Origin of the sequence: Verminephrobacter eiseniae EF01-2 (genome assembly GCF_000015565.1) — a bacterium.
Lineage (GTDB): Bacteria > Pseudomonadota > Gammaproteobacteria > Burkholderiales > Burkholderiaceae_C > Acidovorax > Acidovorax eiseniae.
On sequence record NC_008786.1, the window covers coordinates 4,495,966 to 4,515,408 of the forward strand.

The window sequence follows — 19,443 nt, forward strand, 5'->3', positions numbered from 1 at the left end:
CCCCCCATCCATGCGCGAGCCTGGCATGTCCAACCTCTGGAATCTGAACCACCTGCAGCCCCACTGCGCCGACGTGCTGGCCGGCGAGACCATTGCCGCGATGTTCTGGAACGGCGTGGCTCAGCGCGGCCCGCGCGTATGGCTGCGGCAAAAGCACCTGGGCATCTGGCGCAGTTGGACCTGGAACCAAGCGGCCCAGGCCGTGCGCGAGATCGCCTGCGGCCTGATGGCGCTGGACTTTGCGCCGGGGGACTGCGCCTCGATCCTGTCGAACACCAATACCGACTGGGTGCTGGCCGACCTGGCCATACTCAGTTGCGCCGGCGTGGCCAACGGCATCTACCCCACCGACGCTGCGGCGCAAGTGCATTACCTGAGCCAAGACTCGGGCACCAGCGTGCTGTTCGTCGAAGATGACGAGCAGCTCGACAAGGCGCTGGCGGTGCGCGCGGACCTGCCCGGACTGCGCAAGATCATCGTCTTCGACATGGACGGTCTGCGCCACCTCGACGACCCGGGCGTGCTGGGCCTCGATGCGCTGCGCGCACTGGGCCGGGCCTGGAGCCAGCAGCACCCGGATGCGCTGGAGCGCCGCGTGCAGGACTGCCGGCCCGAAGACCTGGCCATCCTGGTCTACACCTCGGGCACCACCGGCAAGCCCAAGGGCGCGATGCACACCCACCGCGCGCTGACCTACACCGTGCGCGGCTACAACCAATGGATTGCGCGCACCGAGGACGACGAACTGGTCTGCTTTTTGCCGCTGTGCCACATTGCCGAGCGCATGGGCGGCGAGTATTTTTCGCTGTACACCGGCGCGCGCCTGAACTTTGTCGAAAACCCCGACACCGTGCCCGAGAACATGCGCGAGATCGCCCCCACCTTGCTCACCGCCGTGCCCCGGGTGTGGGAGAAGTCCTATTCCGGCGTGATGATCGCGCTGCAGGAATCGAGCCGATTGCAGCAAGCGGCCTATCGCTGGGCCATCGGCGTGGGCATGCGCATCGCCGACCTGGTGCTGGCAGGCCAGCGCGTGGGCGCCGTGCCCAAGCTGCAATTTTGGCTGGCGCGCTGGCTGGTGCTGAACAACGTGCGCAAGCTCATCGGCATCCACCGGGCGCGCTTTCTGATCACCGGGGCCGCGCCGATATCGCCGCAACTGATCAAGTGGTACCTGGCCCTGGGCGTGCCGATGCTGGAAGTCTGGGGCCAGACCGAGACCTGCGGCGCCGCCACCAACATGCCCGCCAGCCGCATCAAGCCCGGCAGCATCGGCCTGGCGGCCAACTACAACGAGGTGCGCGTGGATGCGGCCAGCGGCGAGCTCCTGGTGCGCGGCCCGAATGTCTTCAAGGGCTACCTGAACCTGCCGGAAAAAACCGCCGAGACCATCGACGCCGACGGCTGGCTGCACACCGGCGACGTGGGCCAGATCGACGCCGACGGCTACCTGCGCATCACCGACCGCATGAAGGACATCATCATCACCGCAGGCGGCAAGAACATCACCCCCAGCGAACTGGAAAACGAGCTCAAATTCAGCCCCTACATTACCGACGCGGTGCTGATCGGCGACGCCCGCCCCTACCTGACGGCGATCATCATGATCGACCAGGAGAACGTCGAGAAGTACGCGCAAGACCACGATGTGCCCTTTTCCGACTACGCCAGCCTGACCCGCTCGCACGCGGTGCAGGCGCTGATACAGGCCGACGTCGAGCGCGTGAACGCCCGGTTTGCGCGCGTCGAGCAGATCAAGAAATTCTTCCTGCTCGACACCCGGCTCTCGGCCGAGGACGAGGAACTGACCCCGACGATGAAGCTCAAGCGCAAACTGGTGCAGAGCAAATACGCCGCACAGATCGAGGCCATGTACCGCTAGGAAAAATGCTGCCGCCCCGCCCCGCCGCCCCGGGCATCGTCCCGTCACCACTGATCCACTGCAGGAGAAATCGACCATGAAACTTCATCACTTTGCCGCATCGATCATTGCCAGCCTGGCCATGGCCGGCGCCTGTGCGCAGACCCAGGGCGTCGCCAAGGACAGCATCACGCTGGGCTCGATACAAGACCTCTCCGGCCCGCTGGCCGGCTTTGGCAAGCAGGCGCGGCTGGGGATGATGCTGCGCGTCGACGAGGCCAACGAACAGGGCGGCGTCAACGGCCGCAAGCTCGATCTGAAGGTCGAGGACTCGGGCTACGACCCCAAGAGGGCGGTGCTGGCGGCGCAAAAGCTGGTCAACCAGGACAAAATCTTCATCATGATCGGGCATATCGGCACGGCCCAGAACCTGGCCGCAATGCCGGTGCAGTTCAGCAAGAACGTCATCAACTTTCTGCCCCTGACCGGCGCGCGCGAGATGTATGAACCCTGGCACAGGCTCAAGTATTCGTCTTTCGTCCCCTACTACGACCAGATTCGCCTGGCAGTGCCCCGGCTGATCAAGGAAAAGAACGCCCGCAAAATCTGCACCATCTACCAGGACGACGAGTTCGGCCTGGAGGTGATGCGCGGCGGCGAGGCGGCCCTCAAGACCCTGGGCCTGGAGTTCACCGAAAAGACCACGTACAAGCGCGGCGCCACCGATTTCTCGTCCCAGGTGGCGAAGATGAAATCCGCCGGCTGCGACCTCGTGATCCTGGGCACCGTGATCCGCGAAACCATAGGCACCATCGGCGAGGCGCGCAAAACCGGCTTCGACCCCACCTTCCTGGGCTCCGGCGCCGCCTACACCGACCTGATCCACAAACTCGGCGGCAAGCCCATGGACGGCCTGTACGCCGCGATGACCGTGCAGCACCCCTATCTGGATGAAGCCTCGCAGCCGCTGCGCTTTTGGGCCAACAAGTACAAGACCCGGTTCAACGAAGATCCGAGCGTGTTCTCGGTCTATGGCTACAGCGTGGTCGATGTGTTCATTCGCGCAGCCCAAAAAGCCGGCCCCCAACTGACGACCGACAGCTTCATCGCGGCCATGGACACCATGCTCATCGCGCCCGACATCTTCGGCAACCCCGAGGTCAGCTACGGCCCGCAAAAGCGCCTGGGCAGCGACCTGACGCGCCTGTCGCAAATCGTCGACGGCAAGTGGAAGGTGGTGTCCGACTACATCCAGCCCTGAACCGCCGCGAGGTCTGGCGGCAGCCCCCGAGCCAACGGCTTTTCATGCATCAGCCTGCCCGGGAAATACGGCGCCCCCGGGGCCAACCAACCCGGTTCCTCCATTGCAAAACAGTCCGACCATGACACTTCATCACCTTGCCGCATCGATCATGGCCAGCCTGGCCATGGCCGGCGCCTGTGCGCAGACCCAGGGCGTTGCCAGGGACAGCATCACACTGGGTTCGATACAAGACCTCTCCGGCCCGGTGGCCGGCTTCGGCAAGCAGGCGCGGCTGGGGATGCTGCTGCGCGTCGACGAGGCCAACGAACAGGGCGGCGTCAACGGCCGCAAGCTCGATCTGAAAGTCGAGGACTCGGGCTACGACCCCAAGAGGGCGGTGCTGGCGGCGCAAAAGCTGGTCAACCAGGACAAGATCTTCATCATGATCGGGCATATCGGCACGGCCCAGAACCTGGCCGCAATGCCCGTGCAGTTCAGCAAGAACGTCATCAACTTTCTGCCCCTGACCGGCGCGCGCGAAGTGTACGAACCCTGGCACAGGCTCAAATATGCGTTCATCGTTTCCTACTATGACCAGATCCGCCTGGCAGCGCCCCGGCTGATCAAGGAAAAGAACGCCGGCAAGATCTGCACCATCTACCAGGACGACGAGTTCGGCCTGGAGGTGATGCGCGGCGGCGAGGCGGCCCTCAAGGCCATGGGCCTGGAGTTCACCGAAAAGACCACGTACAAGCGCGGCGCCACCGATTTCTCGTCCCAGGTGGCGAAGATGAAATCCGCCGGCTGCGACCTCGTGATCCTGGGCACGGTGATCCGCGAAACCATAGGCACCATCGGCGAGGCGCGCAAAACCGGCTTCAGCCCCGCCTTCCTGGGCACCTCGGCCGCCTACACCGACCTGATCCACAAGCTCGGCGGCAAGCCCATGGACGGCCTGTACGCCACGATGACCGTGCAGCACCCCTATCTGGATGAAGCCTCGCAGCCGCTGCGCTTTTGGGCCAACAAGTACAAGACCCGGTTCAACGAAGACCCGAGCGTGTTCTCGGTCTACGGCTACAGCGTGGTCGATGTGTTCGTTCGCGCAGCCCGAAAAGCCGGCCCCCGACTGACGAGCGACAGCTTCATCGCGGCCATGGACACCATGCTCATCGCGCCCGACATCTTCGGCAGCGCCGAGGCCAGCTACGGCCCGCAAAAACGCCTGGGCAGCAGCCTGGCGCGCCTGTCGCAAATCGTCGACGGCAAGTGGAAGGTAGTGTCCGACTACATCCAGCCCTGAAACAGTGAACCCCCGGGTTCTCGAAAGCACACCACATGATCGAACGCAGCTTGTTCCGGCCCGAGCACCAGGCATTTGCCGACAGCTTTCGCCGCTTCATCGACAAAGAAATCAGCCCGCACCACGCAGCATGGGAAGACCAGGGCCATGTCAGCCGCGAGGTCTGGCAGCAGGCCGGCGCGAACGGCTTTTTGTGCATGAGCATGCCCGAGGAATACGGCGGCGCCGGGGCCGACCAGCTCTACGCCGTCGCGCAAATCGAAGAAATCGCCCGCGCCGGCTGCACCGGCATCGGCTTCGGGCTGCACAGCGAGATCGTCGCGCCCTACATCCTGCGCTACGGCAGCGCAGAGCAAAAATCCAGATACCTGCCGCCAATGGCCAGCGGGGCCATGATCGGCGCCATCGCGATGAGCGAGCCGGCCGCCGGCAGCGACCTGCAAGGCATCCAGACCCAGGCCATTCAAAGCGCGGACGGCAGCCACTATCTGCTGCGCGGCAGCAAAACCTTCATCACCAACGGCTGGCATGCCGACCTGGTGATCGTGGTGGCCAAGACCGACCCGGCCGCCGGCGCCAAGGGCATCAGCTTGCTGCTCGTCGAACGCGGCATGCCGGGCTTCGAGGCAGGCCGGCGCCTGAAAAAGGTGGGGCTGAAGGCACAGGACACCGCCGAGCTGTTCTTCGACAACGTGCGCGTGCCCGCCGGGAACCTGCTGGGCGGCCCCGCGCTGCAAGGGCGCGGCTTCATCTGCCTGATGGAGCAGTTGCCCTGGGAGCGCCTGCAGATCGCCATCACCGCCGTGGCCGCAGCCCAGGCCGCGATCGACTCGACGGTGGACTACGTCAAACAGCGCCAGGTGTTCGGCCAGCCCGTGGCCGCGTTCCAGAACACGCGCTACACCCTGGCCGAGCTACAGACCGAGGTGCAGGTGGCGCGCGTGTTCGTCGACAAATGCTGCGAACTGCTGCTGCAACAAAAGCTCGACAGCGCCAGCGCCAGCATGGCCAAGTACTGGACCACCGACCTGCAATGCAAGGTCATGGACGAATGCGTGCAACTGCACGGCGGCTACGGCTACATGTGGGAATACCCGATCGCCCGCGCCTACGCCGACGCGCGCGTGCAGCGCATCTATGGCGGCACCAACGAAATCATGAAAGAAGTGATCGCGCGCGCGATGGGACTTTCCGGCCGCTGACGCGGTTGACGCCGCTGACGCGGTTGACGCCGCTGACGCGGTTGACCCGGTTGACCCGGTGGCTGCCGGATAGGCCCCTGAGTCAGAACGCTTGCCGCCCCACCCGTGGGCACCCGGGCGCCGCGCAGCAAAACGCCTGCGCACGGCGTTCGGCGTTCGGCGTCCGGCGTCCGGCATGGTGCGCCCCCCGGATCGGTGACGACCACACCGGGCGCGGCCCCTCGGCACCGGGCGCAGCCCCTGTGACCACGGCGACCCCTGTAGCCCTCGCGCGCGCCCATCGGCCGCAGCCCGGCTTTGCCCGATGACTTGGGTTGGGGCCCGGGCTTGCCGCGCCCGGCGCCGGAGGGCGATTTGCCGGGGCTGCGGCGGTTCAGATGGCGCCGCGCTGTGCGGCGGGGTAGTTGTCGAGACTGCTGCTTTCTGCTTCACCATCGAGCTTTTTCATGTTCTCCAGCAGCTTGAGCAGGTAGTGCAGTGAGTGGGCCATGTCGCCAATCGAAAAGTCAGACAAGGCCCGCTCATAGTACGAGCGAATTTTTGGCCGCGCCAATACGTTCCAGACATGGCGCCCGGACTCGGTCATCGTGACCAGCCGCGCCCGCCTATCGCGTCCATCCGGAGCAATGGCGATGTGCCCGTCGCGCTCCATGCGACTGATCAAACCCGAGAGATTCTGGCGACTGACCAGCAGGTAGCGCGCCAGATCTCCGACACCCATTCCGGCTTCGGCATTCGGCCGCGACAAGGCGCCCAAAACCGCCCATTGCTGTGTGGTCAGGCCCTCTTCCTCCACGGCCTTCGTTCCCGTTTTATGCAACATGTTGGCACATTGATACAAACGAAAGAAGAGGCGGTTGGCCAGATCCATGCGCGTCGAATTTTCCTTATTCATAGGGTTTTCCATAGCGATTCCTTCCGGATGCACTCTTGCATCAGTGTTGTCACATCAATAACATAAGTAAATATGTTTACGCACATGGCCGGCAAGCGAATGGCGCTCGCGCAAGCATATCAACCAGACATCAGGAGTAGCCCATGGCGCCATTGGACGGCAAGACCATCATCGTGACAGGCGGCGGCGGCGGCATCGGCGGTGCCACCTGCCGGCGTCTGGCGCAAGATGGCGCCCAGGTGGCGGTGTTTGACATGGACCTGCAGGCCGCCCAAAAAGTGGCGCATGCCATCCAGGGCGCGGGCGGAGCCGCCGTTGCGTTCCAGTGCGACATCACCGACCGCGCCCGGGTGGACAGCGCCGTCGCCGCCACGATCGCCCGATGGGGCCGCATCGACGTGCTGGTGAACAACGCCGGCTGGGACATATTCAAGCCCTTCACCAGGACGGTGCCCGCCGAGTGGGAGCGACTGATTGCCATCAACCTGACCGGCGCGCTGCACATGCACCATGCGGTGTTGCCCGGCATGGTGCAGCGCAGAGCCGGCCGCATCGTCAACATCGCGTCCGATGCGGCGCGTGGCGGCTCCTCCGGCGAGGCCGTCTACTCCGCCTGCAAGGGCGCTCTGGTGGCACTGTCCAAGACCCTGGCCCGCGAACATGCCCGCCAAGGCATCACGGTCAACGTGGTCTGCCCCGGCCCGACCGACACCGCCCTGCTGACGGGCATGGCCGAAGGCGCCCGCGACCCGGCCAAGCTCATCGAGGCTTTCAAAAGCGCCATTCCGCTCGGACGCCTGGGTCGGCCCGAAGACCTGGCCGGCGCCATTGCCTTTTTTGCCAGCGACGACGCCAGCTTCATCACGGGCCAGGTCCTCAGCGTCTCCGGCGGCCTGACCATGCACGGCTGAACCCCGCCCGCTCAAGGCAAGCATTCACCCCAAGGGAGCACCATGGATTTCGAAGACATCCTGTACGCAGTGCGCAACGGCGTGGCCTGGATCACGATCAACCGGCCCGACAAGATGAATGCCTTTCGCGGCCAGACCTGCGACGAGCTCATCGCGGCGCTGAACAAGGCCGGCTACGACCGCGAAGTGGGCGCCATCGTGCTCGCCGGCGCCGGCGACCGGGCCTTCTGCACCGGTGGCGACCAGTCGGCCCACAGCGGCAACTACGACGGGCGCGGCACCATCGGTCTGCCGATGGAAGAACTGCACAGCGCCATCCGCGACGTGCCCAAGCCCGTGATCGCCCGCGTGCAGGGCTATGCGATCGGCGGCGGCAACGTGCTGGCCACCATCTGCGACCTGACCATCTGCTCGGACAAGGCGCAGTTCGGCCAGGTGGGCCCGAAAATGGGCTCGGTGGACCCCGGCTACGGCACCGCCTTCCTGGCCCGCGTGGTGGGCGAGAAGAAAGCCCGCGAAATCTGGTACCTGAACCGCCGCTACGGCGGTGCCGAGGCCGTCGCCATGGGTCTGGCCAACTTCTGCTTTCCGCACGCCGAGCTCGACGCCGAAGTGCAAAAGATCGGCGAGGAGTTGTGCGAGCGCAGCCCGACGGCGCTGGCCATCGCCAAGCGCAGTTTCAATGCCGACACCGCCCACCAGGCCGGCATCGCCGGCCTGGGCATGTACGCGCTCAAGCTGTACTACGACACGCAAGAATCGCGCGAAGGCGCCAACGCGCTCAGGGAAAAGCGCAAGCCCGAATTCCGCAAGTACGCCAAGTAAGCCGCGCAGCGACATTGGAAAAAAACGATGCCTCCGAACCCCTATGTCGACGAAGACTTGCAGGCGCTGGCCGAGCACGCCCGGCGCTTTGCACGCGGCCGGGTCGCCCCCGGTTTTCTGGAGCGCGACCAGCATCGCGTGCTCGATCGCGCGCTGCTGCGGGAAATGGGCGCGCTCGGGTTCATCTGCCCGGAGTTGCCGGAACGACTGGGTGGCCAGGGGCTGGGTTGCCTGGCGGCGGGGGTGATCCACGAGGAGATCGCGCGCGCCGACCTGAGTTTTTCCTACCTGAACCTGCTGGCCTCCCTGAACGGGCAAATCCTGTCCCGGTACGGTGCGCCCGAGGTGGCCACGCCCTGGTTGCACAAACTGGCCAGGGGTGAGGCCATCTGCGCGATTGCCTTGACCGAACCGCACGCCGGCTCGGACGCCGCCCGGTTGCGTCTGCGCATCGACCGCGATGGCGACTGCTACGTCGTCGATGGCGAAAAGACCTCCATCTCGGCCGCCGACCAGGCCGACATCGCCGTGGTGTTCGGCCGCACGGGCACGCCCGGGTCGGCCGCCCACGGCGTGACCGCGCTGCTGGTGCCGATGAACACCCCCGGCATCACGACCCGCCGCTTCGATTGCCATGGACAGCGCGCCATTGGCCGCGGATCCATTTTTTTCGAGAACGTGCGCATTCCGCTGAATCACCGTCTGGGTGACGAGAACGAGGGCTTCGTTCAGGTCATGCAGGGCTTTGACTTTTCGCGCTCGCTGATTGGCCTGCAATGCCTGTCCGTCGCGCGCGCGGCGCTCGAAGAGACCTGGCAGTACATCACCGGGCGCCAGGCGTTCGGTCAGCCGCTGTCGGCATTCCAGGGCGTGACGCACCCGCTGGCCCGGTACGACACCGAGGTCGAGGGCGCGCGCCTGTTGTGCCTGCAGGGCCTGTGGCTCAAGGACCAGGGCCTGCCGCACACCGCCGAGGCCGGCATGGCCAAGTGGTGGGGCCCCAAACTGGCCTACGACGCGATTCACCAATGCCTGCTGTGCCATGGGCATGGCGGCTACGACCGGGGGCGGATGGAGCAGCGCCTGCGCGACGTGCTGGGCTTCCAGATCGGCGACGGCACCGCCCAGATCATGAAAACCATCATTGCCCGCACACGCGCCGGCCGCCAGTTCGTGCCCGCCTGAAACGCATACGGCAAAAAACGAGGAGACAAGGGCCATGGAATTCGACGCCGTACTGATTGCCCCCCGCCGTGCCGCCAGCGTGGCGCAGGGCCTGTGGCACGACAAAACCATCAACACCGAACTCGACGCCTGTGTCGCCCACTGCCCGGACAAACTGGCCCTGACCGCCGTGCAGGCGCACAGTGGCGCCGTCGAGCGCATGACCTACCGCGAACTGGCCGCCATGGCGGACCGCGTAGCGGTCGGCCTGACCCGCCTGGGCGTGCGCCGCAACGACACGGTGGCCTGCCAGTTGCCCAACTGGTGGCAGTTCACTGTCACTTATCTGGCGTGTTCGCGCATTGGCGCCGTCATGAACCCGCTGATGCACATCTTGCGCGAGCACGAACTGTCATTCATGCTCAAACATGGCCAGGCCAGGGTCGTGATCGTGCCCAAGATGTTTCGCGGGTTCGACTTCGAAGCCATGGTCGCCGCCTTGCGGCCCGCGCTGCCCGACCTGCAGCATGTGGTCGTGGTCGGCGGCGCCGGCGACAACAGTTTCGAGAAACTGCTCAGCGCACCGGCCTGGGAAGCGGCGCAGGACGCGCTCGGCATCCTGACCCGGCACCGCCCCGGCCCCGATGACGTGACACAGCTGATCTACACCTCGGGCACGACCGGCGAGCCCAAGGGCGTGATGCACACGGCCAACACCCTCATGGCCAACATCATCCCCTACGCCCGGCGCCTGAAACTCGGTGCCGGCGATGTGGTGCTGATGGCCTCGCCGATGGCGCACCAGACCGGCTTCATGTACGGGCTGATGATGCCCATCCTGCTGCGCCAGAGCGTGGTGCTGCTCGACATCTGGGAGCCGCTGCGCGCCATCGACCTGATCCGCAGCGAGGCGGTGGGCTTCACCATGGCGTCCACACCCTTCCTCACCGATCTGGCCAGGAATGTGCAGGAATCGGGCAAGACGGTCCCGACGCTCAAGATCTTCCTGTGCGCCGGCGCCCCGATCCCTGGCCCCTTGGTGGAACAAGCGCGGCGCGTGCTGGGCAGCAAGATCGTGTCGGCCTGGGGCATGACGGAAAACGGCGCGGTCACCACGATCGGGCTCGACGACGAGGACGAGCGCGCCATCAACACCGACGGCTGCCCGCTGCCTGGCGTGGAACTGAAGGTGGTCGATACCGACGGCAGCCCCCTGCCGGCGGGCCAGGCCGGCAAACTCTACGTGCGCTCCTGCTCGAACTTTGGCGGTTACCTCGGGCGCCCCCACCTGAACGGCACCGATGCCGAGGGCTGGTTCGACACCGGCGACCTGGCGCGCATCGATGAACGGGGCTATGTGCGCATCACCGGCCGCAGCAAGGACGTGATCATCCGCGGCGGCGAGAACATCCCGGTGGTCGAGATCGAATCCCTGTTGTACCGCCACCCTGCGATTGCCCTGGCGGCCATCGTCGCCTACCCGGATGAACGCCTGGGCGAGCGCGCCTGCGCGGTCGTGGTGCCCAAGGCCGGCCAGACCGTGGACCTGCCCGCCATCGTGGAATTCCTGCGCTCGCAAAAGGTCGCGGCCCAGTACATCCCCGAACGTCTCGTGGTGCGCGAATCGATTCCGTCCACGCCGTCCGGAAAGATGCAGAAATTCAAGCTGCGCGAGATGTTGCGCGAAGAACTGCACGGGGGCCCATGAGGTGGACGACAAGGCCATGCCGGCACGCCCTGGCGCCCGCAGAACCCGATGGGGGGATGGGTGGGGGACTGCTTGCCTGGGCGCGGAGATGGCCAGGAACCCCGGCAGCGGCTCCCTTCGCCGCCGTGCCGGAACGGACGGCGGCACGCTGAAAGCCTTGCCATGCTGAGCATCCATCTGTTCAACGGCCTGGTGTACGGCGCGCTGCTGATCGTCATGAGTTCGGGGCTGGCGCTGATCTACGGCCTGCGCCGCGTGGTCAACTTTGCGCATGGTGCGCTCTACATGCTGGGCGCCTACATCGGCTACTCCGTGGCGCTGCGCAGCAATTTCTGGCTGGCGCTGCTGGCCGCGCCGGCCGCCATGGCCGTGGTCGGCCTGCTGCTGGACCGCTATGGCTTGCGCCTGCTGCAAGACCGCGAACCGCTGACTGTGATGCTGGTCACCTTCGGGTTGCTGCTGATTCTGGAAGACCTGGTGGCATTCATCTGGGGCAAGGGCAACCACTCCCTGTTCACACCGGATTTGCTCGACTTCCCGGTCCATCTTCTGGGCCACGAGGTACCCGCCTACCGCATGGGCGTGATCGCCGTGGGGGCCCTCGTCGCCGTCGGCCTGACGCTGTGGCTGCGCCTGTCGAAGATCGGCCTGTATGTGCGCGCGGCGAGCACGGACCCGGTCACGAGCGCCATGCAAGGCGTCGACACCGACCTCATCAGCGCCGTCGTCGTGGGCCTGGGCAGCGCGCTGGCGGGCCTGGCGGGTGTGGTGGCGGCACCGTTCCTGTCCCTGTCGCCGCACATGAGTTCGGACGTGCTGATCGACTCCTTCGTGGTGGTGGTCATTGGCGGACTGGGCTCGCTGGCCGGTGCCTTTGCCGCCGCCCTGCTGCTGGGGATGGTGCAGGCCATCGGCGCGGTGTACATGCCCGGGGTCTCGGTGCTGCTGCCCTTCATCTTCATGATCGCCATCCTGATCTGCAAGCCCTCCGGGCTGGCCGGCAGCCGAACCTGAGCGCAGGAGCTTCGCATGACACTTGCCCGCATCGGTGTGCTTTCGCTGCTCGCCTTGGCGCTGGGCGCCGGCATCGCCGGACTCGCCGGTTCCGGCAGTCTGCTGGGAGTGCTGACGCAGGCCGTCATCTACGCCATCTTTGCCCTGGGCGTTGGCGTGCTGCTGCGGCAAAGCGGCCTGGTGAGCTTCGGCCATGCCCTGTTCTTCGGCGCGGCCGGCTACGGCATGGGCGTCGTGCTGGCGCTCGATTGGATGCCGGCGGAGGCGGCCATTCCCGTGGTTCTGTTGGCCATCGGCGTGCTGGCCTTCCTGATCGGGCTGGTCATCGTCCGCGTGCCCGGCATTGCCTTTGGCATGTTGACACTGGCCATCGGGCAAATGGCCTATCTGCTGGCCTTTCGCGCCCGCGGCCTGACCGGCGGCGCGGACGGCATGGGCATCCACTGGCCGGCAACCCTGTTCGGGTATTCACAGTCCGCGCTGCTCAAGCCCGCCACGGTGTTCCTGATCGCGTGGGTATCGATGGTGCTGACGACGGTGCTGCTGCTGTTCATCCTGAGAACGCGCTTTGGCGCCATTACCGAGGCGATCCGCGACAACGAGGAGCGCGCCCGCTTCATCGGCATCGGCACCACGGCACCCCGTGCGGCGGTCTATGCGCTGTCGGCCGTGGTCGCCGGCATTGCCGGCATTCTGTCCTCGCTCAATACCGGGTTTGTCTCGCCGGAGAACCTGCACTGGAGCGTCTCGGCCATCACGCTGCTGATGGTGATCGTCGGCGGCTTCGAGAAGCTCGCCGGCCCCATCATCGGCGCCATTGTCTACGTCATGTTCAAGGACCTGCTGGGCGGCTACGCCACCCACTCGATGGCCCTCTTTGGCGCCGCGCTGATTGCCGTCATCGTGTTCTCGCCGCACGGCATCGCCGGCGCGCTGGAGCGTCTGTACATTCGCTTGCGCCATGGCCCCGGCGTCCGCAGGGAATCGGTATGACGCCCTATGTGTTGCAAGCCGAGGATGTGGCCATCCATTACGGCGGCACCAAGGCCCTCGACGGTGTTGCGCTGACCTTGGAGAAAGCCCAGATTCGCGGGCTGATCGGCCCCAACGGCGCCGGAAAATCCACGCTCATCGATGCCATCACCGGCCGGCGCCGCCTGGCCCGGGGCAAGGTCATCCTCCACGGCGAGGATGTCAGTCGGCTGGGCACCGTCGAGCGCCGCCAGCGGGGGCTGTCGCGCAGCTTTCAACGGACCAGCATCTTTGCCGGCATGACCGTCCTCGCGCAGGTGGAACTGGCGTCGCACGAGATGGGCGTCGAAAACTCTGCCGCCGATGCGCGCGCGGTGCTGGAAGAATTGAACCTCGCCAGCCTGGGCCACAGGCTGGCCGGCAACCTGGGCTACGGCGAGCAGCGCCGCCTGGACCTGGCGCTGGCCCTGGTCGGACGCCCCAAGCTGCTGATGCTCGACGAGCCCATGGCCGGGCTTTCCGTCAAGGAGTCGCTGGACCTGGCGCAGCACCTGAAGGCCCTGGCCTCGCGCCGGGACATCGCCGTATTGCTGGTGGAACACGACATGGACGTGGTCTTTGGCATCTGCAGCGTCATCACCGTCTTCGAACTGGGCCGGGTCATCGCCGATGGCGCACCGGCCAGCGTGCGCGCCAACCGGCGGGTGCGCGAGGCCTATCTGGGAAGCGCAGCATGAGCGCCGCGCGGCCGCCCGAAGGCGAAGGTACTCCAGTGAGGAGCGCGCTGCTGACACTGACCGGCGTGGATGCGTTCTACGGTTCGGCCCATATCCTGCACGGCCTGAGTCTGGCGGTGCAGCCCGGCGAGCGCGTGGCGCTGATCGGCCGCAACGGCGTCGGCAAGACCACCGTGGTCAATACCATTTTGGGGCTGGCCCGGATGAAAAGCGGCCAGCTCCACCTGGGCGGCCAACCGATCGCCAGGCCCCGGCCCCATATCGCGGCCCGGCACGGAACGGCGGTGGTTCCACAGGGACGGCGCATCGTCGCCAACCTGACGGTGGAAGAAAACCTGCGCCTGGGAGCGGCCGCCGGCCGCAAGGGGCACTGGAATGCGCCCGAGATCTACAAGCTGTTTCCGATCCTGAAGGAACGCGCCCGCACACCGGGCACGGCCTTGTCGGGCGGACAGCAGCAGATGCTGGCGCTGGGGCGGGCACTCATGGCCAACCCCGACCTGATTTTGCTGGACGAGCCGACGCAAGGGCTGGCGCCGGTCATCGTGGACCAATTGGCCGACATCTTCCGCCGGGTGGCGGATCAGGGCACGGCCCTGCTGCTGATCGAGCAGAACCTGGGCCTGGTGCTGCGCGTGGCGCACCGCTACCTGGCCATGTCCAAGGGTTCGGTGGTGGCGCAGGGCGCCGTCGTCAACTCCGCCGAAGGTCTGGCAGACATTGAAGAACACGTAATGGTCTGACACGGACCGTCTTGCGTGATGGTGGCAACCGGAGCCTTTGCGGCTATTTGGAAAAGAGGAACGAGCATGTTCAAACACACGAAACTTCACCCGCTGCTGGCCGGCACCGCGCTGCTGGCAGCCCTGCCCCTGGCGGTCTGCGCGCAGGGCAAAGAGCCGATCAGGATCGGCCTGGTCACTTCCAGGTCGGGTGGCTTTTCCACCATGGGCGCGGACGTGGCCAGGGGCATCGGGTTTGCCGTCGATGAAGCCAACGCCAAGGGCGGGGTCGATGGCCGCCGGATCATCCTGGCCGAAGGCGACGACGAGAGCACCCCCGATGCCGGCCGGCGCGTGGCCGAGAAACTGGCCCGCGACGGACACAATCTGCTGATCGGCCCCATCACCTCCTCCATTTCGCTGGCCATCAGCCAGAATCTGGCGCGCTGGGATGCGGCCTTCATCGGCACCATCAGCAAGGCGGACAAGCTCACCACCGACGCCTGCAATCCGCGCTTCGTGCGCACCAACCATTCCGACGCCATGGATCTGGCAATGATCGGCGAATGGGTCAAGGGCATCGAGGGCAACGACTTCGCCATCCTGGCTGCCGACTATGTCTGGGGGCAGGACTCGGCCAAGTCGTTCGAGGCCGCCGTGACCGCGCAAGGCAAGAAGGTTTCGCTCAAGCTCTTCGCTCCGCTCGGGACCAAGGACTATGCGCCCTACATCCAGCAGATCAAGGCCGCCAACGTGGATGCCATCTGGGTTGCCGATGTCTCCGGTGGCATCGCCTTCGTCAAGCAGGCGGCCGACTTCAACCTGATCCCCAAGACCCCGCTGATCGGCCACGCCCTGGTATCGAACTTCGTCATCGATGCCACGGGCAAGGCAATGGCCAATGTGCCGGGCAACGTGGGCTTCACGCCGGACATCGACACACCGCAGACCAAAGCCTTCGTCAGCGCGTTCAAGGCCAGGCACCACCGTCTGCCGTCGGACACCGAAGGCCAGGCATACAACGGCGCCATGGTGCTGTTTCAGGGGGTCACGCTGGCCAAGAGCGTGCAGCCCGAGGCCGTCACCAAGGCGCTGCGCGGCGCCCGGGTGGATACGCTGTACGGGAAGATGACGATCCGCGCGGCGGACAACCAGTTGGTCATGCCCAACTACGTGGCGCGCGTCAAGATGGCCGACGGTGTGCTGCGGCCCGTGATCGAGCACACTTACCCGGCTTCGCTCGTGCCGGCGGCCTCGCCCCTGTGCAAGATGTAGGGCCAGCACCTGCCGGTGCCTGCCCTGTATGAACGCCCCGGCGCGATGGCCCTCGGCGCCCCAGATCGCCCCCAGATCGCCCCCGGATCGCCCCCGCATCGCCCCCGGATCGAAGCCAGCCCGAAGCCGGTGGTCGCAGCCACCAGCGGCGCAGCGCCGGGCGGCGCCTGGGGCAGTCCCTGGCCTGCCACGGACATGGCGCATGGCCTCAGCGCGTGAACAGCTTCACCACGAGTTCGCGAATACCGGGTGTTGATCCATGTCTGGCCGCCGCTGGCCACCTGGCTGCCGTCGCGGCTGCCGTCGCAGATCTGACGGCAGGCGTCTGCTGCCTGTCCATTCCTGCCTGGGGCGACCATGCACGCGACAAACGCCACGGCATGGAATATGCTCGCACTCTGGCAATCGCCGATCACCACGCACGAGGCCATCCTGGATCCAAGGCACTGGTGGCCGGCATCGGTCATGGACTGCGGCAAATTCAGGCTTGCGCGCCGCAGTTGCCAATATCCCGGCGCAGGTTCGCCGGTGTGCGCCGCATCGTCGAGCAACTGCCGGCGCTCCCGATCCCGGGCATCCTTGGCCTCGGGGGCGGGATCACTGAAGAAAACAGATTTGAAAAAGGGTTTGTCATGTCGAAGATGAAGGTCGAGGGCTCTTTCGTAGCCCTCATCACGCCATTCAACCAGGATGGAACCACCGACTTTGGCGCGTTCCGGACGCTGCTGAAATTCCAGGAAAACCATGGCACCGGCGCCGTGCTCATCATGGGTTCCACCGGCGAGGTTTCCATGCTTTCGCAGCAGGAACGCCAGGCCATCATCGTGGAAACTGCGAAGATGAAAACCGGCAGGATGAAATTCTTCTACGGTTGCACCGGCAACAATACCGAAACCACCAAAGACTATCTGCGTTTCGCCAAGGCCAATGGTGCTGACGGTGCGATTTTGGCCGCGCCCTCTTACATCTGCGGCCTGGAATCCGATATCGAAGACTACTTTCTCGAAGTTGCCGATGCCACGGACCTGCCGCTCGGGCTCTACAACAACCCGCCGCGCGTCAAGACCGACCTGCATTGGGATAACCTGATCCGGATTTTCAAGCATCCCAACTATGTGGTGCATAAAGAATCGACCACGCGCGTTGGCCAGGTGGCCCAGGTATTGCGCGCAAACACGGACGTGGCCGTGATGTGCTGCGATTCGCCGAACCTCGGATTGCTCGTCCCGACCATGAGTCTTGGCGGCCACGGCACGGCCAACATGACCGGCAATATCGCCCCGTCCGAGATGGCCGCGCTGTCGACACCGTGGACGACGCCGGATATATCCGTCAGTTTCCGCGCCACCTATCTGCATATTCTTTCCCTGCTGCACTTTTCCTATTCCGCCATCAACCCCGTCGCCATCAAATCGCTGATGAAAGCCGTGGGCCTGCCCGCCGGTGAACTGCGCAAACCCCTCAAAGGACTGGAAGGCGAGGCCCTGCTCAAAGGCTTGCGCATCATCAAGGAATTGGGGCTGGACGAGAAGTACGGCTGGCGTTCTGCCGCACTCCAATCCTGCTGAACAGCCAATCGACCCGCGCCAACGCAAACCGCCATGGATCTCGGAATCGCCGGCAAAACAGCACTGGTGTTCGGTGGCAGCAAGGGCATGGGCCGCGCCTGCGCACAGCAGCTTGCACGCGAAGGCGTCGAGGTCTGCATCGCTGCCCGCACACAGCAGACGCTGGCGCTGGCGGCGCAGGAGATTTCCGCGCAGACAGGCCATGCAGTGCAGTATGTCGTTGCCGACATCACGACGCCCGTCGGGCGTGATGCCGCGCTGGCGGCCTGCCCTGCGCCGGACATTCTGGTCAACAACGCGGACGGCGCGCCGCCGGGGGATTTTCGCCAGTGGACGCCCGCCGACTGGCATGCCGCGCTCGACTCGATGATGATAGGCCCGATAGAAATGATCCGCAGAACCGTCGATCCAATGATCGCCCGCAGGTTCGGGCGTATCGTCAATATCGTTTCGCGCAGCGTCAAGACGCCCCAGTTCGAGTTGGGCCTGTCCAATGGCGCGCGCTCCGGGTTGGTGGGTTTCGTTGCCGGTCTGGCGCGGCAGACGGTGCGCCACAACGTCACCATCAACAACCTTTTGCCCGGTGTATTCGCCACCGATGCCCAGCGCCGCCACATTCAGGGCATGGTGGACAGCACAGGAAAATCGTTTGACCAGCTCTGGCAGGAACGGGGCAGCAACAATCCCGCAGGCCGATACGGCGAGGCCGAGGAAGTGGGCGCGCTCTGTGCTTACATCTGCTCTGCCCACACGGGATACATCACGGGCCAGAGTATTTTGATCGATGGCGGCGCGTACCCCGGAACCTACTGAAAAACGCCAGGCAAAAATCTTCAGCCCATTCGACCGCAGTTCATTCGGAAAGAAACATGATGCGCCTCAAGCGTCGTACATTCACATTCACGCAGACTGGCCTGGCCCTGCTCGGCCTGGCAGGCATTGCCTACACTGCGCCGCTGATGGCCCAGACAAATTATCCTTCGCGCCCGGTCACGATCGTGGTGCCGCATCCCGCAGGCGGTTCGGTGGACGGTGTTGCGCGCATATTTGCAGAAAAGCTGCGCGAAGAACTCAAGGAGTCTGTCGTTGTCGACAACCGTCCCGGCGCTTCGGGAATGATCGGTGCCGACACCGTCGCCCGCGCCGCGCCGGACGGTTACACACTGTACGTCAATGCGTCCATCCACTCGATCAATCCGCTTCTGTACAAGAAAAGCATCAAATTCGATGCAGTCAAGGACTTCACTGCCATCAGCCAGTTGGCCCAGGGCGCGCTTATTTTCAGCGTCAATCTCAAGGTGCCCGCCAGCACGGTGCAGGAACTGATCAAAGAGATCAAGGCATCACCCAAAGCATATAGCTTCGGCTCCACCGGTTTCGGCGCTGCGGGCCACTTGGGCACGGCCCAGTTTCTCCATGAGGCCGGACTTTCCTCGCTGCAAATTCCTGTCGTGCTGTACAAAGGCGCTGCGCCTGCGTTGCAGGACCTGATCGGCGGCCAGATATCGGCGCTGATGGACCCGATGCTGTCCTCCCTGCCGCTGGTGAAAACGGGAAAGCTCCGGGCACTGGCAGTCACCGGGCATGAGCGCAGTCCGCTGCTGCCGGATGTTCCCACCATGCGCGAGTCCCACCTCGGGGACTTCGAGTTTTATTCCTGGTACGGGCTGTGGGCTCCGGCCAATATTCCCGAGCCGGTGCGGATGAAACTCGAAGCCGCAGCCGCGAAAATCATGCAGTCGGCGGATATGAAAAAATACCTGAACGAGCGCGGATTCGATCCGGCCTACAAAAACTCATCGGACTTTGCGAAGTACATCGGCGTCGAAATGACCCGCTACCAGGCGATCATCGACAAAGCGAATATCACCATCGATTGAGCAGCCCGCTGAAGGCCCTCGCTCCTGCCCTCGCCCTCGGTGCCGGCGTTGCACCGGCCGCCGGACGCTTGCAGTGACTGCCAGCAGTCAGCGGTTTGCGCCCTGCCTTGGCATGGGGCTTGAAACCCGCTGCTCCAATCCCTTGCCGAACAGCGGCCATGGC

General features: G+C 65.1%; 17 protein-coding genes. 16 read left to right on the plus strand and 1 reads right to left on the minus strand.

Annotated features, from left to right (window positions below):
* Window positions 1-25: 25 nt before the first annotated feature.
* From VEIS_RS19840 to VEIS_RS19855, 4 genes are all read left to right on the plus strand, one after another.
* Window positions 26-1,882, plus strand: coding sequence for an AMP-dependent synthetase/ligase (locus tag VEIS_RS19840; protein ID WP_041951086.1), 1,857 nt, complete (start codon window positions 26-28; stop codon window positions 1,880-1,882).
* Between the two features lie 76 nt (window positions 1,883-1,958).
* Window positions 1,959-3,122, plus strand: coding sequence for an ABC transporter substrate-binding protein (locus VEIS_RS19845; RefSeq protein WP_011811792.1), 1,164 nt, complete (start codon window positions 1,959-1,961; stop codon window positions 3,120-3,122).
* A gap of 121 nt (window positions 3,123-3,243) precedes the next feature.
* Entirely contained in the window at window positions 3,244-4,407 is a 1,164-nt protein-coding gene (locus VEIS_RS19850) for an ABC transporter substrate-binding protein (protein ID WP_011811793.1), read from the plus strand.
* Between the two features lie 35 nt (window positions 4,408-4,442).
* Window positions 4,443-5,609, plus strand: a complete 1,167-nt coding sequence (locus tag VEIS_RS19855; protein WP_011811794.1) for an acyl-CoA dehydrogenase family protein — start codon at window positions 4,443-4,445, stop codon at window positions 5,607-5,609.
* 373 nt (window positions 5,610-5,982) lie between these two features.
* On the opposite strand, the gene VEIS_RS19860 is transcribed toward VEIS_RS19855, so the two are convergent.
* On the minus strand, window positions 5,983-6,516 hold the full coding sequence (locus tag VEIS_RS19860) for a MarR family winged helix-turn-helix transcriptional regulator (RefSeq protein ID WP_011811795.1): 534 nt from the start codon (window positions 6,514-6,516) through the stop codon (window positions 5,983-5,985).
* 131 nt (window positions 6,517-6,647) lie between these two features.
* On the opposite strand from VEIS_RS19860, the gene badH reads away from it, so the two are divergent.
* The 12 genes from badH to VEIS_RS19925 all read left to right on the plus strand — a co-directional run bounded on the left by badH (window position 6,648) and on the right by VEIS_RS19925 (window position 19,280).
* Window positions 6,648-7,415, plus strand: a complete 768-nt coding sequence (badH, locus tag VEIS_RS19865; protein ID WP_011811796.1) for a 2-hydroxycyclohexanecarboxyl-CoA dehydrogenase — start codon at window positions 6,648-6,650, stop codon at window positions 7,413-7,415.
* Between the two features lie 42 nt (window positions 7,416-7,457).
* The gene (gene badI, locus VEIS_RS19870; protein ID WP_011811797.1) at window positions 7,458-8,240 is read left to right on the plus strand and encodes a 2-ketocyclohexanecarboxyl-CoA hydrolase; all 783 of its coding nucleotides are present in this window, start codon (window positions 7,458-7,460) and stop codon (window positions 8,238-8,240) included.
* Window positions 8,241-8,267: 27 nt separating this feature from the next.
* Window positions 8,268-9,425: a cyclohexanecarboxyl-CoA dehydrogenase gene (aliB, locus tag VEIS_RS19875; RefSeq protein ID WP_011811798.1), complete on the plus strand. Its 1,158-nt coding sequence runs from the start codon at window positions 8,268-8,270 to the stop codon at window positions 9,423-9,425.
* A gap of 34 nt (window positions 9,426-9,459) precedes the next feature.
* Window positions 9,460-11,112 (plus strand): cyclohexanecarboxylate-CoA ligase, encoded by a 1,653-nt coding sequence (gene aliA, locus VEIS_RS19880; RefSeq protein ID WP_011811799.1) that lies wholly within the window; start codon window positions 9,460-9,462, stop codon window positions 11,110-11,112.
* Window positions 11,113-11,274: 162 nt separating this feature from the next.
* A complete protein-coding gene (locus VEIS_RS19885; protein ID WP_011811800.1) occupies window positions 11,275-12,126 on the plus strand; it encodes a branched-chain amino acid ABC transporter permease in 852 nt (283 codons plus the stop codon).
* A gap of 15 nt (window positions 12,127-12,141) precedes the next feature.
* A complete protein-coding gene (locus tag VEIS_RS19890) occupies window positions 12,142-13,119 on the plus strand; it encodes a branched-chain amino acid ABC transporter permease (protein WP_011811801.1) in 978 nt (325 codons plus the stop codon).
* The gene (locus tag VEIS_RS19895) at window positions 13,116-13,835 is read left to right on the plus strand and encodes an ABC transporter ATP-binding protein (protein ID WP_011811802.1); all 720 of its coding nucleotides are present in this window, start codon (window positions 13,116-13,118) and stop codon (window positions 13,833-13,835) included. Before VEIS_RS19890 ends, VEIS_RS19895 begins: the two co-directional genes overlap by 4 nt.
* The gene (locus tag VEIS_RS19900) at window positions 13,832-14,578 is read left to right on the plus strand and encodes an ABC transporter ATP-binding protein (protein ID WP_011811803.1); all 747 of its coding nucleotides are present in this window, start codon (window positions 13,832-13,834) and stop codon (window positions 14,576-14,578) included. The genes VEIS_RS19895 and VEIS_RS19900 overlap by 4 nt, the downstream gene beginning before the upstream one ends.
* A gap of 66 nt (window positions 14,579-14,644) precedes the next feature.
* Window positions 14,645-15,832 carry an ABC transporter substrate-binding protein gene (locus VEIS_RS19905; RefSeq protein WP_011811804.1) on the plus strand — a complete coding sequence of 396 codons (1,188 nt, stop codon included), beginning with the start codon at window positions 14,645-14,647 and terminating at the stop codon, window positions 15,830-15,832.
* Window positions 15,833-16,464: 632 nt separating this feature from the next.
* Window positions 16,465-17,400 (plus strand): dihydrodipicolinate synthase family protein, encoded by a 936-nt coding sequence (locus VEIS_RS19915; RefSeq protein WP_011811805.1) that lies wholly within the window; start codon window positions 16,465-16,467, stop codon window positions 17,398-17,400.
* Between the two features lie 33 nt (window positions 17,401-17,433).
* Window positions 17,434-18,213 (plus strand): SDR family oxidoreductase, encoded by a 780-nt coding sequence (locus VEIS_RS19920; RefSeq protein ID WP_011811806.1) that lies wholly within the window; start codon window positions 17,434-17,436, stop codon window positions 18,211-18,213.
* 56 nt (window positions 18,214-18,269) lie between these two features.
* Entirely contained in the window at window positions 18,270-19,280 is a 1,011-nt protein-coding gene (locus VEIS_RS19925; protein WP_011811807.1) for a Bug family tripartite tricarboxylate transporter substrate binding protein, read from the plus strand.
* The last annotated feature ends 163 nt before the right edge of the window (window positions 19,281-19,443 follow it).